General features: G+C 41.7%; 19 protein-coding genes and 1 pseudogene. 14 read left to right on the top strand and 6 right to left on the bottom strand.

What is annotated here, in order from left to right; translation table 11 throughout:
* The first annotated feature begins 9 nt into the window (after positions 1 to 9).
* Positions 10 to 312, top strand: a complete 303-nt coding sequence (locus QFZ72_RS02650; RefSeq protein WP_223438703.1) for an ArsR/SmtB family transcription factor — start codon at positions 10 to 12, stop codon at positions 310 to 312.
* A gap of 23 nt (positions 313 to 335) precedes the next feature.
* Complete coding sequence (locus tag QFZ72_RS02655; protein WP_307429047.1) at positions 336 to 1001, top strand: uracil-DNA glycosylase; 666 nt, start codon at positions 336 to 338, stop codon at positions 999 to 1001.
* Between the two features lie 48 nt (positions 1002 to 1049).
* On the opposite strand, the gene QFZ72_RS02660 is transcribed toward QFZ72_RS02655, so the two are convergent.
* Positions 1050 to 1397 (bottom strand): YflT domain-containing protein, encoded by a 348-nt coding sequence (locus tag QFZ72_RS02660; protein ID WP_307439554.1) that lies wholly within the window; start codon positions 1395 to 1397, stop codon positions 1050 to 1052.
* Between the two features lie 140 nt (positions 1398 to 1537).
* On the opposite strand from QFZ72_RS02660, the gene QFZ72_RS02665 reads away from it, so the two are divergent.
* From QFZ72_RS02665 to QFZ72_RS02685, 5 genes are all read left to right on the top strand, one after another.
* Positions 1538 to 1708 carry a uracil-DNA glycosylase gene (locus QFZ72_RS02665; RefSeq protein WP_307429049.1) on the top strand — a complete coding sequence of 57 codons (171 nt, stop codon included), beginning with the start codon at positions 1538 to 1540 and terminating at the stop codon, positions 1706 to 1708.
* Between the two features lie 47 nt (positions 1709 to 1755).
* The gene (locus QFZ72_RS02670) at positions 1756 to 2037 is read left to right on the top strand and encodes a YwdI family protein (RefSeq protein WP_307429052.1); all 282 of its coding nucleotides are present in this window, start codon (positions 1756 to 1758) and stop codon (positions 2035 to 2037) included.
* Between the two features lie 17 nt (positions 2038 to 2054).
* Complete coding sequence (locus QFZ72_RS02675; protein ID WP_307429054.1) at positions 2055 to 2288, top strand: DUF3951 domain-containing protein; 234 nt, start codon at positions 2055 to 2057, stop codon at positions 2286 to 2288.
* Positions 2289 to 2385: 97 nt separating this feature from the next.
* A complete protein-coding gene (locus QFZ72_RS02680; RefSeq protein ID WP_307429057.1) occupies positions 2386 to 2757 on the top strand; it encodes a DUF423 domain-containing protein in 372 nt (123 codons plus the stop codon).
* Positions 2758 to 3041: 284 nt separating this feature from the next.
* Entirely contained in the window at positions 3042 to 3467 is a 426-nt protein-coding gene (locus tag QFZ72_RS02685) for a hypothetical protein (protein WP_307429060.1), read from the top strand.
* 50 nt (positions 3468 to 3517) lie between these two features.
* Here QFZ72_RS02685 and gerQ read toward each other — a convergent pair whose 3' ends face one another.
* From gerQ to hemQ, 3 genes and pseudogenes are all read right to left on the bottom strand, one after another.
* Positions 3518 to 3979, bottom strand: coding sequence for a spore coat protein GerQ (gene gerQ, locus QFZ72_RS02690; protein ID WP_307429063.1), 462 nt, complete (start codon positions 3977 to 3979; stop codon positions 3518 to 3520).
* 11 nt (positions 3980 to 3990) lie between these two features.
* Positions 3991 to 4344, bottom strand: a pseudogene (locus QFZ72_RS02695) (cell wall hydrolase).
* A 397-nt stretch (positions 4345 to 4741) separates the two neighbouring features.
* Complete coding sequence (gene hemQ, locus QFZ72_RS02700) at positions 4742 to 5485, bottom strand: hydrogen peroxide-dependent heme synthase (protein WP_307429066.1); 744 nt, start codon at positions 5483 to 5485, stop codon at positions 4742 to 4744.
* A 249-nt stretch (positions 5486 to 5734) separates the two neighbouring features.
* On the opposite strand from hemQ, the gene pta reads away from it, so the two are divergent.
* Together pta and lipL are read left to right on the top strand one after the other, a co-directional pair.
* Positions 5735 to 6706, top strand: coding sequence for a phosphate acetyltransferase (gene pta / locus QFZ72_RS02705; protein WP_307429069.1), 972 nt, complete (start codon positions 5735 to 5737; stop codon positions 6704 to 6706).
* A gap of 113 nt (positions 6707 to 6819) precedes the next feature.
* Entirely contained in the window at positions 6820 to 7662 is an 843-nt protein-coding gene (gene lipL, locus QFZ72_RS02710) for an octanoyl-[GcvH]:protein N-octanoyltransferase (RefSeq protein WP_307429072.1), read from the top strand.
* A gap of 51 nt (positions 7663 to 7713) precedes the next feature.
* Here the strand turns inward: lipL and QFZ72_RS02715 are convergent, their stop codons facing one another.
* Positions 7714 to 8475: an RsfA family transcriptional regulator gene (locus tag QFZ72_RS02715; protein WP_307429075.1), complete on the bottom strand. Its 762-nt coding sequence runs from the start codon at positions 8473 to 8475 to the stop codon at positions 7714 to 7716.
* 356 nt (positions 8476 to 8831) lie between these two features.
* Between QFZ72_RS02715 and QFZ72_RS02720 the strand changes: the two genes are divergently transcribed.
* The 3 genes from QFZ72_RS02720 to QFZ72_RS02730 all read left to right on the top strand — a co-directional run bounded on the left by QFZ72_RS02720 (position 8832) and on the right by QFZ72_RS02730 (position 11036).
* Complete coding sequence (locus tag QFZ72_RS02720) at positions 8832 to 9056, top strand: YuzB family protein (RefSeq protein WP_223438692.1); 225 nt, start codon at positions 8832 to 8834, stop codon at positions 9054 to 9056.
* Between the two features lie 123 nt (positions 9057 to 9179).
* A complete protein-coding gene (locus tag QFZ72_RS02725; RefSeq protein ID WP_307439556.1) occupies positions 9180 to 10484 on the top strand; it encodes an HD domain-containing protein in 1305 nt (434 codons plus the stop codon).
* Between the two features lie 45 nt (positions 10485 to 10529).
* A complete protein-coding gene (locus QFZ72_RS02730) occupies positions 10530 to 11036 on the top strand; it encodes a YwgA family protein (RefSeq protein WP_307429079.1) in 507 nt (168 codons plus the stop codon).
* A gap of 404 nt (positions 11037 to 11440) precedes the next feature.
* On the opposite strand, the gene QFZ72_RS02735 is transcribed toward QFZ72_RS02730, so the two are convergent.
* Entirely contained in the window at positions 11441 to 11629 is a 189-nt protein-coding gene (locus QFZ72_RS02735; protein WP_101567289.1) for a 2-hydroxymuconate tautomerase, read from the bottom strand.
* Positions 11630 to 11724: 95 nt separating this feature from the next.
* On the opposite strand from QFZ72_RS02735, the gene QFZ72_RS02740 reads away from it, so the two are divergent.
* A complete protein-coding gene (locus tag QFZ72_RS02740; RefSeq protein ID WP_307429084.1) occupies positions 11725 to 12390 on the top strand; it encodes a site-2 protease family protein in 666 nt (221 codons plus the stop codon).
* A 12-nt stretch (positions 12391 to 12402) separates the two neighbouring features.
* A complete protein-coding gene (locus QFZ72_RS02745) occupies positions 12403 to 12918 on the top strand; it encodes a YwhD family protein (protein ID WP_307429086.1) in 516 nt (171 codons plus the stop codon).
* Positions 12919 to 13099: the final 181 nt, after the last annotated feature.

Below are 13099 nucleotides of genomic sequence, written 5' to 3' on the forward strand. Positions count from 1 at the left end.
TGAAGCAAAATGGGAGACCAAGCCATTGATACGTTTCGTTCATGCATCCCATTATTCCATGCTCTCGGCGATCCCGCGAGACAGGACATTATTCTTTTATTAGCAGAAACAGAAAGGCTGACTGTGAATGAAATTGCCGATCAATCCAGGCTTTCAAGACCAGCTATTTCCCATCATCTGAAAATATTGAAGGATCAGGGATTGGTGACCATTGAACAGCAGGGCACGAAGAGGTTCTATTCATTAGCACTTGAAGATTCAGTTACCCTGCTGAAAAAATTAATTACCTTAGTAGAAGAAACCTGTATTTAACCTTAAGAAAGGGTGAAAAACAGATGAAACAGCAGCTTCATGACGGCTGGTGGACGTGGCTAAAACCGGAATTTGAAAAACCATATTATCAGAGACTGAGAGAATTTCTGAAAACAGAATATGAGACAGAGACCATCTATCCAGACATGGACGATTTGTTTAACGCTCTGCAATTCACTTCTTATAAAGAGGTAAAAGTAGTGATCCTTGGCCAGGATCCTTATCATGGGCCAAATCAGGCTCACGGCCTTAGCTTCTCTGTTCAGGAAGGTGTCAAGCAGCCGCCTTCGCTCCGTAATATTTTTCTTGAATTGAAGGATGATCTTGGATATGATCCTCCAAATCATGGTTCCCTTGAAAAATGGGCTAAGCAAGGTGTGCTGTTATTGAATACTGTTTTGACAGTAAGAAAAGGTCAGGCCGCCTCACACAAAGGGCAAGGCTGGGAGACGTTTACAAATCGCATCATTGAGCTTCTGAATGAGCGCGAACAGCCAGTCGTGTTTATTTTATGGGGAAAGCATGCAGCAGAAAAGAAAGCACTGATTGATACAGCCAGGCATATAGTGATTGAATCGCCGCACCCCAGCCCTTTTTCCGCCAGAAAAGGATTCTTCGGAAGCAAGCCGTTTTCAAGAGCGAATGAGGCACTGAAGAAAATGGGACGGAATAAAATTGACTGGAAATAAGAAACAGATAAAAAAGAGGAGGTGCTGTCCGCACCTCCTCTTAACTGATTATACCCAGCCCGTTACACGCTCATGATCTGTAACAAGCAATAAGATTTTACCTTCATCAAGCTTTTCTTCATAGCGTTCTGCTTCTGTTGAGCTGAACCCGACTTCTTCTAATTTTGTGCGAAGCTCATCGCCTTTTTTGCTGAAAATGTTACCGACCGCACTTCCAAGACCTAATTCAGAGATGCCGATGGTATTTGCTTCCGCATTGTTTGCTATACGGTTTGTGCGCTCATCATCATGTGAGAGAATATAAATGTCCTGCTTGTCGACACCTTTACTTTTCAGTTCCATTACGTCATTTTTTAATACTTCGTCATTTGTGTACTCTTTTACAGCTGGTTTCATTTTCATTCACTCTCCTTTTAGGTTTCATAGTATTTAAATAGCACGAACAGGTAAAAGCTAAACCTCTTTTTTTCAGGCGATGTAGAGCAACTATTGGTATAATAGGTTACAAGGATAAGAATAAAGGCAGGATATAAGATATGAAGAATCAATCGATCAACTGCTTAAAATGCACGTATTACTATGTCACTTGGGACAGGGATTTTCCAAACGGCTGCAGGGCTTACGGTTTAAAATCTGCTGCAAGACCTTCCTTAACCGTGATGAAATCATCAGGTGAAGCCTGTATGAAATATACTTCAAAAAGATAATGTGTCATGCGATATAGAAATACCAAAGAAACGGAGGAACGATAAGGATGGATATACATATTTCAAAGCTGCTTGCAAAAATGGAAAAAGAAATTCAACGTGCCATGCAAGGATCAAGTGATTCAGAAGTAAGAGAAAGACTGCTTGCAGTGAAAACACTCTGTGATCTGGTGCTTGAAGAGCAAGCGGAAGAGCGCTATGAAACGAAGCAGACTTCTCCGAACCAATTGGATGCCCTTCAGCTTCAAAAAATGATGGGGGCATCTAATTTTAACAACAAGAAAAAAGAAGAGGACGGCGTGAACGGGGATTCCATTTTTGATTTTTAAACAGGAGGGGCGGTTTTATGAGTCCGAGTGATTTTGTAAACCTAGCCGTCATTTCATTTCCAATCATCATCCTGGTTTTCATAGGGTTATACAAAATTTTTGTGAAAAAGCAGACTGTAACAACGTATTATACTCCTTTTGATGAAATAACCGGCCAGGCACCCGTCGCCTTTCACGAGGAAAAATATCTGCAGGAGGATGAGGATGGACAAGGTGATGATAAAAATAAAAACAAGAATTCAAAGATTTGAACATCTGTTGACGAATCGGCTGTCTGTCTTGATTTAAAGAAATGATAGGGTAAGATGAAAACTAGAGGCTGATTTCAAAATCGAGGAGAAGATAATCGTGAAACTATTCTTAATACTTGCTGCAGCAAACGCTTTTCTGGCCGTCGCATTAGGCGCATTCGGAGCTCATGGGCTTGAAGGAAAGGTACCTGAGAAATACTTGAAAATCTGGCAGACAGGCGTCACTTATCAAATGTTTCATGCCGTCGGTTTATTCGTTATCGCGTTTTTAATCGACAAACTTCCGCAGGCGGGCATGCTGACATGGGCGGGCTGGCTCATGTTCATCGGAATTCTCTTATTTTCCGGAAGCCTGTACGTATTAACTGTGACTCAAATCAGTGTTCTTGGCGCAATCACACCGCTCGGAGGTCTTTCATTTTTAATTGCCTGGGTAATGATGATCATCGCAGTTGTGAAGTTTTTATAGAATTGGAGAAGAGTCCTTTGCGGGACTCTCTTTTTTTTGAAAAAGGGAAGTGGTAATCAATTAGAAATAAAACAGTGACTTTCGGGTAATAAATCTTAGAAATCGATAATAAACCTGTTTGTTTCGATAATAAAATATAAGATTCGATAATAAGAGTGATCCGAATCGGGATCTGCCTGTCGAGAATTGAATCGGAGCAAAAAATCAAGAGAGTTTTAGCTGCAAATCTATTATTCCAATCACACAATACATGGTAAAATAGGAAAAAAAGGGTGGGCTGAAACGTGAAGAAAGTGCTTTTGATTTTAGGCAGTTTGATGGTTTTATCAGGTGTTTTAGGTGCATTAAATCATGTATCTCTTATTTTTAAGTCGCTGGAAGAAGAACTTGGTGAATATGGAAGCCCCACGTCTTTAATGATATGGCAGTATATTCCGTCCTTCTCGGTCTACATCACATTACTTGCAGCCGGAAGCCTCTTGCTCGGTCTCACAGCTCTTTTAAAACAGCAAGAAAAGCGGAACGTTCTGATAGAACAATTAATAGATGCATTTAAAGGGAAAGAAGGACAAGCAGAACAGGCAGTAGTTGAATCCCCGCCTGAAATCGAAAAACAGACGCTTACCCTGTTTCAAAGCAGAAATGAGAGTGACTTTGAAGAAACCCGCGAAGATCCGGAGAAGGATGAGCGCTATTATTGGAAGGGGTAGGAGATACAAAGAAAAAAAGAGCATACATTTCAAATGTATGCCCGGTACGATTATCTAGGAGGATATGAAGCCGTATCATACGGATAATGATAAGCAATTTCCTCATCAAACGTAATATAGTCTAAATAAACCATTAACAGCAGGTATCTTTTTGCCGTTTTTTGATCGCTTAAAATAATATGATCTCGTCCTGCGGCTTCGATGACACCTTTAAAGATTTTAGAGTTCCACTCTTTGCTGGCTTCAAACGTCATATAGACTGTAGCTACTTTCCCGCGATTTAAACGCAGTATATTCTCAATGTACGATTCCTCTATCGGCAGCATTCCGCCTTGAGCCTGAGTGGGTGTTTGCTGCTGGCCGCCCTGGGGCATCCCCTGACCGCCGCCGTTCTGCATTTGCTGCTGTTGAGGATAGCCAAACTGCTGAAATTGGGGCTGCTGCTGACGGTAATCATATCCGGCTCCATATGGATTGAAGCCTGCTCCAAACTGATTGTACGCTGAATTCATGTTGTACCTCCTTAGATAGAAAAAATTAATAAACTCAAGGGACAATTTGCTCGATTAGGTGAAAAGAAGAAGTGCGATTTGAATCTTCCTGTATTCCGCTGGTTATACCAGGTGCCCGGACATATTCCGAAAGGTCTGAAAAACCAAAGGGAATTGCCCTGCCGGTTGAAATCTTTGACCGCTGATGACTTTTTTTGCCAAATCAATATCGCTTTGCCTTACTGCCTGATAAAAATAACCCTTTTGTGTTGCCTTCAAATTCGCCCGGCTTTTGGAAGATCATCTTGGTAAGCGATGTTATATCCCTAAAGTCAGGGGCATGCAGCATAAACCAGATTTACTCCAGCATTTCCAACCATGAGCATGCCGAGCTTGCCATCTCCTTCTCCCTCTGCACGGATCAATCATGTAAGCAGCTCAACTTCCTCTGATGTATAGGAAATCACTCCCATGTCATCACCTGCCTTATGAAAAAACATCTGGTTGTATAAGGTGATTAGATGAAAAAAATTAGGTCTCACTCATTAATAGGTATGAAGGGAAAGGCAGTGTTATGACACTAAGAAAAGCGGAAATAAACTTGGTCAGCTCCGACAGGCAGATAAGGATCTGCTGAAGAAGGCCCTAGTTTGACTTTTTTGCCGGAGCCGTCCTGACCGGGGAGTTAGGCGCTGAAGCTTGCGATCGATGTGTATAAATCAATGTTTTATTATATTTAAAAAAGCCCTTGCCGGCTTAGGCAAGGGCTTATACTATCGTTCCTTAGATATGAAAATATCCGTACAATTTATCGGCAGGAAGAATGTTTCCTACAAAGAATGTGCCAAACTCGCCGTAACGTGCGCTGACCTCGTCAAAACGCATTTCGTAAATAAGTTTTTTGAACTGAAGAACGTCATCTGAGAATAACGTGACACCCCATTCAAAATCATCAAAACCAACAGAGCCTGTAATAATCTGTTTGACTTTTCCAGCGTATTGGCGGCCGATCATGCCATGGCTGCGCATCAAGCTTTTGCGCTCATCCATCGGAAGCATGTACCAGTTATCCTGGCCATTGCGGCGTTTATCCATCGGATAGAAACAGACATGCTTTGCTTCCGGAAGGGATGGATAAAGACGGGCAAGCACTTGAGGATTTTGATATGGATCTTCACCTGCAGGCAAGTAGTTGCTGAGCTCTACAACAGATACATATGAATATGCAGGCAGAGTGTAATCAGCAAGCTTCGATTTATTAAACTCTGTTTCAATAACATTTAACTCTTCCATAGTAGGGCGCAAAATCATCAGCATAAAGTCAGCTTTTTGTCCGACAATCGAATATAAAGCCTGACTGCCTTGCTTTTGATCTTCAGCAATTCCCCATTTTTCAAGCAAACCCTGAAACTCATAAATTGCTGCTTGACGCTCGTCACTGCTTACCGTTTTCCAAAGCGCCCAGTTCATTGCGCGGAAGTCATGTAAACAATACCAGCCATCTAACGTTTGTGCAGCTTCACTCATATAAGTTCACTCCGTTTCATCATTCTTAATTACCTATTAACTATACCATAGTTTGTCCATTCCATAATGGAAACAGACTTCATTGTCCATATTATAAAGGAAGTACATAAGTTTAAATGTTAGTTAATTGTGAAAATAAAGAATTTAAGGTGTAAGCGCTCTATCAGTCCGCGGCTGTTTGAATTTGCCTATAAGTGGAGTATCCTTATTCTTAGATCAATGGTTTTATACTAATTAGGAGGTTTTTTAATGTCTGATTTATTTACTCTTTTAAAAGAAAAAGTAACTGGAAAAGAGCTTAAAATCGTTTTTCCCGAAGGAATGGATGAACGTATTCTTACTGCTGCAAACCGTTTGGCTGGAGAGGGAATTCTAAAACCGATTCTTGTCGGCAGCAATGATGAGATTACGAAAAAGGCAGATGAGCTGAATCTTACATTAGATGGCGTCGAAATTTATGACCCTCATACATTTGAAGGCATGAACGAGCTTGTTCAATCTTTCGTAGAACGCCGCAAAGGCAAAGCTACAGAAGAGCAGGCGCAAAAAATCCTGCTTGATGAAAACTACTTCGGAACAATGCTTGTGTACACTGGACAAGCTCACGGCTTAGTAAGCGGTGCTGCTCATTCAACGGCAGACACAGTTCGTCCGGCGCTTCAAATCATTAAAACAAAAGAGGGTATCAAAAAAACATCAGGCGTCTTCATCATGGTTCGCGGCGACGAGAAATATGTATTTGCTGACTGTGCAATCAACATTTCACCTGATAGCCAAGATCTTGCTGAGATTGCAATTGAAAGTGCAAAAACAGCCGATATGTTTGATATTGAACCTAGAGTTGCTATGCTAAGCTTCTCAACAAAAGGATCTGCAAAATCACCTGAAACAGAGCGCGTAGCTGAAGCGGTAAAAATGGCAAAAGAAATGCAGCCTAACCTTGTTTTAGACGGTGAGTTCCAATTTGACGCTGCATTTGTGCCTTCCGTAGCAAAATCAAAAGCACCGGACTCTGTCATCAAAGGCGATGCAAACGTATTTGTTTTCCCAAGCCTTGAAGCAGGGAACATCGGATATAAAATTGCCCAGCGCTTAGGCAACTTTGAAGCAGTCGGACCGATTCTGCAAGGCTTGAATGCACCCGTGAACGATCTTTCACGCGGATGTAATGCTGAAGATGTTTATAAGCTTGCACTGATTACTGCTGGACAAGCGGTTTAATAGTGAGAAATGGGAGACAGCCGGGGAGCAGGCTGTCTCTTTTTATGCATCTATATTTCCGATTGTTCATGCTATAATATACATGCTTATAAACTCGGGAGGATTTCAACAACATGTCATTTGAAACCTTATTAAAACAAGATGAATGGAAGATTGTCGATCAGTCCAGTCTCGGACCTCATTTTGATGCGAGACAGTCCTTTGCGATGGATGATACGTTATGTGCAGCGGTCGGGAACGGCACTTCACCTGCAACGGCCCGGACATGGGTTCATCACAAAACGATTGTGCTTGGCATTCAAGATACGAAGCTTCCATATTTACAGGATGGAATCTCTTATTTAAAAGAACAGGGGTATCGCGTGATCGTCCGAAATTCAGGCGGTCTAGCTGTTGTTTTAGATGAAGGGGTACTTAATATATCGCTGATTTTTCCTGAAACTGAAAAAGGGATCGATATCAATCGCGGCTATGACACGATGTGGGATCTGATTAAGCGGATGCTTGCGGGCTATGGTACTGAGATAGAAGCAAGAGAAATTTCGGGATCTTATTGCCCAGGCAGCTATGACTTAAGCATAGGCGGGAAAAAATTCGCAGGGATTTCACAGCGAAGACTGCGCGGGGGCATCGCTGTTCAAATTTATCTATGTGCTGACGGCAGCGGAGCTTCGAGGGCGGAATTGATACGCAGATTTTATGAGCTGGCGAAAAAAGGCGAGCCGACGAAATTTGTATATCCTCAAATTGTTCCTGAAACAATGGCATCCTTGAGCGAACTGCTTCATGATGAAATTACTGTTCAAACTCTTATGCTGTCGTTTCTGAAAACCTTAAAGGACCTGAGCGGCAGAATTTACGCTGATTCACTGTCTGTCGATGAACAGGTCCTGTTTGAAAAAAATCTGCTTCGCATGTATGACCGGAATGAAAAAGTGTTTGGAACTGTGCAATAGAAAAACGCATCAGGTTTGTTTCTGATGCGTTTTCTGCTTCCATTTTTCGTACTATTCGGCCAGCTTTTCAAGATTGCCGTTGCGGTCCATTTTAAACTTCGTAGCCGGACGCTCCTCTTCCTCAAATAAAACTAGTTTTCTTGCACGATTCATAATCTTCATTAATGTTTCATAATCTTCTTGAACCATAACCGTATCCTGTTCAAGCTGAGAAACCTTTACTGCCAGATCCTGATTGCGTCTAGATAGCTCATAGTTTTCACGTTTCAATCTTTCATTCTCAAGTTTTAAGGCATTTACATGTTCGTTGTTTGAAGAATAAGATTCTAAAAATGCGATAACCTGGCTCATTGTAAGATCTGCAGATGCGGCAGGTGTTCTCCGTGCTGTATATGGAATTTCATAGGCTTCTTCTTTATAAACTTCTTCTTTATAAACTTCTTCTTTGTAGACAGGATGAGTGACTGCAGGCAATTCCTCATTATCAATCTCAATAGATTCAACTTCTGTCATTTCCGGTGCTGCTTCTGATTCTGGCGGAGAATAAAGCAATTGTTTTTTGGCAGGCTGACCCTTGCCGGTTGCTCTCATCTTTTGTTTACGCTGTTTTTTTGCAAGCTGAAGCGCTTTTTCATAGTTATGTCTGACGACTGCATTCCAGCGGAAACCGCAGGCTGCTGATGTGCGATTGAGTTTGTCCCCAACTTCTTCGAATGCGTTTAGCTGTGTGCTTCCTTCGCGAACGTGGCGGAGCACGGTTTCAGCCAATAATAAATCATCTTCTTCTGACCAGGCATCTTGTCTTTGCTTCATGGTCTCAACTCCCTTTTAAAGTTTTTAGAAACTATAAATATTGCGTCTTGATGTCTAGCTTCAGCGCCTGGATCCTTGGTCAGAACGGCTCTGCCAAAAAAATTCTGCCGGACCTTTATCTGCCTGCCGGAGCGGGGCATGGCGCTTGCGCTTTTCTTAGATAGATAGTTGTGTATTTTCCTGTTATCATTTTGACCAGAAACTCTGGGCTTTATACAAAAACTTTACAAGGATACTAGATTTTCTTTATTTTGACATTTGTCTAAGTTACCCGGCTTGCAATAAGGGTCGATTAACGGTAAAATACCAAATAGTGTTTGAACGTGATTCAATAGAAGGAAAGGGTTGTAAATAAGGTGGCAAATGAATTCAGAATATGCGACGATTGCCAGGCAACCAACATTAAGACGTTGCTCCCCCGCCTGAAAAAGGTTGATCCCGAAGCGAAAATTGATATCGGGTGCCAATCATACTGCGGCCCGGGAAGAAAAAAATCGTTTGCATTTGTAAATAATCGTCCGCTCTCAGCACCAAATGAGGACGAATTAATGGTTAAGATCGAAACAAAAATCAGTAAATAATATCACCATTGGCTCATTATGCAGTGGTGATTTTTTTATCCAGCCAATTCCAGAAAAAATGGTTGTTTGCTTCAAAAAAGAATCGATATAATGGAAACAAGTCAAGATGGAAGAGGGAAAGCGATGGCCTATCGGAGCGGCAAGTTATCTGAGGAAAAAGTATTTAAAGATCCTGTTCACAGATACATTCATGTACGGGACAAGCTGATCTGGGATTTAATCGGAACGAAAGAATTTCAAAGACTCCGCAGAATCCGTCAATTAGGGACGACCTATTTAGTCTTCCACGGAGCAGAGCACAGCCGCTTTAATCATTCTTTAGGAGTCTATGAAATTGTACGGAGAATTGTAGACGATGTGTTTAAAGGGCGTCCTGAATGGAATGAGGATGACCGTCTGCTTTCGCTTTGTGCAGCACTGCTGCATGATCTCGGACATGGTCCGTTTTCGCATTCTTTTGAAAAAGTGTTTCATTTGGATCATGAAAAGTTCACGCGTGACATTCTTGTCGGAGAGACAGAAGTAAATGAGGTGCTCCGCCGCATGGGAGATGATTTTCCGAAGAAGGTATCGGAAGTCATTGCCAAAACGTATGAAAATAAACAGGTTGTAAGCCTTATTTCAAGCCAGATTGATGCTGATCGCATGGATTACCTGCAGCGGGATGCCTATTTTACAGGCGTCAGCTATGGTCATTTTGATATGGAGCGGATTCTCAGGGTCATGAGGCCCCGCGAGGATCAGGTCGTGATTAAGCAAAGCGGCATGCATGCAGTCGAGGATTATATTATGAGCCGTTACCAGATGTATTGGCAGGTGTACTTCCACCCGGTAACCCGCAGTGCTGAAGTAATTTTGACAAAAATCCTTCATCGTGCAAAACAGCTGCACAAAGACTATTACACATTTAAGCAGGATCCCATTCACTTTTACTCTATTTTTGAAGATGAAGTGACAACTCAGGATTATCTGAAATTGGATGAATCTGTTGTTCTGTACTATTTTCAGCAGTGGCAGGAAGAGACAGATCCTATATTGAGAGATCTTTGCACAAGATTTATGAACCGGAACCTGTTTCAATATGCCGAGTTTAATCCGGCAGCCACAATGGAAATGAAAAAGCTGATGGAGCTTACGGCTCTCTTTAAAAAAGCAGGCATTGATCCTGACTATTATTTAGTTGTTGATTCATCTTCAGATCTTCCGTATGACTTCTATCGTCCGGGAGAGGAAGAGGAGAGGCTGCCGATTCATTTGCAGCTGCCGAATGGGGACCTGCGCGAGCTTTCCCGTCAGTCTGAAATAGTAGATGCGATATCCGGAAAACGCAGAACAGACCATAAGCTGTATTTTCCATTAGATCTCATTCAAGATATGTCAGTAAAACGAACGGCCAAGAAACGGATTTTGGAATTGTTAAACTTATAAAAAAAGAGAGATAGTGTGAAAATACAAGGTTAGGAGTGTTGGGGTTTGCTTAACGAACACGCAAAACTGATGAAGGTGTTCTCTTCATCAGGGGAAATCACCGGACGGAAAAAGCTGCAGAAAATGATCTATATCGCAAAAAAAATCAATTTTCCTTTTTATGAAAAGTATGACTTTCATTTTTACGGACCTTATTCGGAGGAGCTTACTCTCAGAATTGAAGAGCTGTGCAATTTGGGCTTTCTGAACGAAATGCATGAGAAAAAAGGCGGCTATTTTCAATACCGCTACTCCCTGACAGAAGCAGGCGAGGAATTTTTAACTCATTATGACCTTGAGATGCCTCCTCTTAAAGATTGTATGGAAGACTTAAACAGCCAGTCAGCAAGATTCCTGGAGCTCGTATCAACGGTCCTTTTCTTTGACACTCTAGATAAAGAAGAAGTGAAAGAGAAGGTATTTACCCTGAAGAGCAAGCAGAAATACACAGAAGAAGAAATTGAACAGGCGTATGCGTACATAGAGTCGATTCGCACGAAGGTTGTTCAATAAAGAATTCCCGCGGTCATATTTGGCAGCGGGATTTTTATTATGCTCAGGGAGGGGTAGCGCAAGCGCTAGAAAAAGATGCAGCAGTTATGATAATGAATTGGAATTGAGCAGATTTGAATGTCCTGTACCTTATTTATAGCCTAAAATGACATTTTATTAGCTGAATTCCCGGGATTTATAGCGTAAATCTTTTATTATTTAGCTGAAATCCGGAATCATTTAGACAAGTAGATGAATTCATATTTGTGTATTTCGCCATTACTGAAGTTTTGTACCTATATATGCCCCTTTTTAGCTGAAAACAAAGTTTATTTGCTGTAGCAAATCCGAAATCTTAAAACGAAATTTCTTTAGAAATAAAAAACCGGCCCTCACTCCAAAGCGGCCGGTTTTCTCATATGTACTTAATCCTCGTCACTCAAACGCTTGCCGTTCACCGCATAATGATTTTTGCTCATTTCTTCAATGAAAATCGCAATCTTTTCTGCAGGAGCACCTGTTGTTTCAGAAACAGCAGCTGTTACTTTTTCAACTAGAGCCTTTTTTTGTTCCTCTGTGCGGCCTTCAAGCATTTTGACTGTTACGTATGGCATATTGATCTCTCCTTTTCCTATCGTAGTTGGATTCTTCTATAGTATACTTGATGGAGAATAGAATGTTTAGCGAAGCTGCTTGCAAAGGAGAATGATTGGTGGAGTTTTTGGCGTTTGATTTAGAGCTTATTCCGTATGTGGTGATTGTTTTGGCGATTGCGTTTACGGTTCATGAATTCGCACATGCATATGTAGCATATAAATTTGGAGATCCGACTGCGAAGAATCAGGGGAGACTGACGCTGTCGCCGCTTGCCCATCTTGATCCGATTGGTACACTGCTTATCTTCATTGCCGGTTTTGGCTGGGCGAAGCCGGTGCCTGTGAACCGGTTTTATTTCAAGAATCCGCGCCTTGCAGGTGTTCTCGTCTCAGCAGCAGGACCATTGAGCAATTTGGTCATCGCTTTTATTGGGCTTGCTGTTTGGTATATAATTTTAAGTACAGGTGCTTTATCTTCCTTATCATCCGGGATGGCGGAAGGCGTGCATCAGTTTTTCAATATTTTAATCTTCCTGAATATTACGCTGTTCATTTTTAACCTTTTTCCGTTTCCTCCGCTTGATGGATACCGGATTATTGAAGATCTTGCGCCATCTGGAGTCCGGGCAAAAATGACGCAGTTTGAAAGTTACGGAATGGTTGTCTTTTTAATTTTAGTGTTAACACCTTTGGACAAATACACGATACAGCCTGCTTTCTCTTATGGGACTGATATCGTGATGACTGTTTTTGAATCGATACTTAACCCGTTTTTCTAGGAGGTCATTTCTTTGGAACAAGATAAAAAGAAAAAAAAGATTGGTTTTAACATCATTAAAAGCGATCCGACGGACGGTCACGGCGGATACGGAGTCGGCGCACTCAGCCTCGATAACATTTCACCGGTTTTCGTTGATGTAACCGAAGGGGAAGCGTTTGTGGACATCGGTGCGATGCACGCTAGAAGTGTTGTTGAAAAAGGAATCAAGTTTCTTCCGAACAAAGAAGAGGTGCCAAACGGAAAGCCGTTCTGGCTCGTATGGGTGACCATCGACCGCAAGCCTGAGGGACCTTATTATGCAGGTGTTACAGCCTGTGAAATGACAGTAGACCGTGAAATCAGAAGAGGCTTCAAATCACTTCCAGAGCATGTAAATAAAATGGATAAATCCTTAAAGCGCCACATTATGGTCGAGCATATGGATGATGTGTCAAAAGGTATTTTAATGAACTTCCTGAAAAACCATAATGCAGATATGTGGAAAAATTCCAATCAGGAGCTAAAAGCAGGGCTCGGGGAAGCGTGACAATTCTGTGACGTTTATGTGAACAAATTGTCAAATTCTTGAGCTTTAAATCGCTTATTAGTAAACTGAATATAGCTTATAAAGCTAGGACACGAAAAACCCCGGACCGTATGAGGTCCGGGGTTTTTCATGTGGTTTGCGAGAAAATTGACGGTTTTTGCTGAATAATCTTTAATATGGA

Source organism: Bacillus sp. V2I10, from assembly GCF_030817055.1.
GTDB lineage: Bacteria > Bacillota > Bacilli > Bacillales > Bacillaceae > Bacillus_P.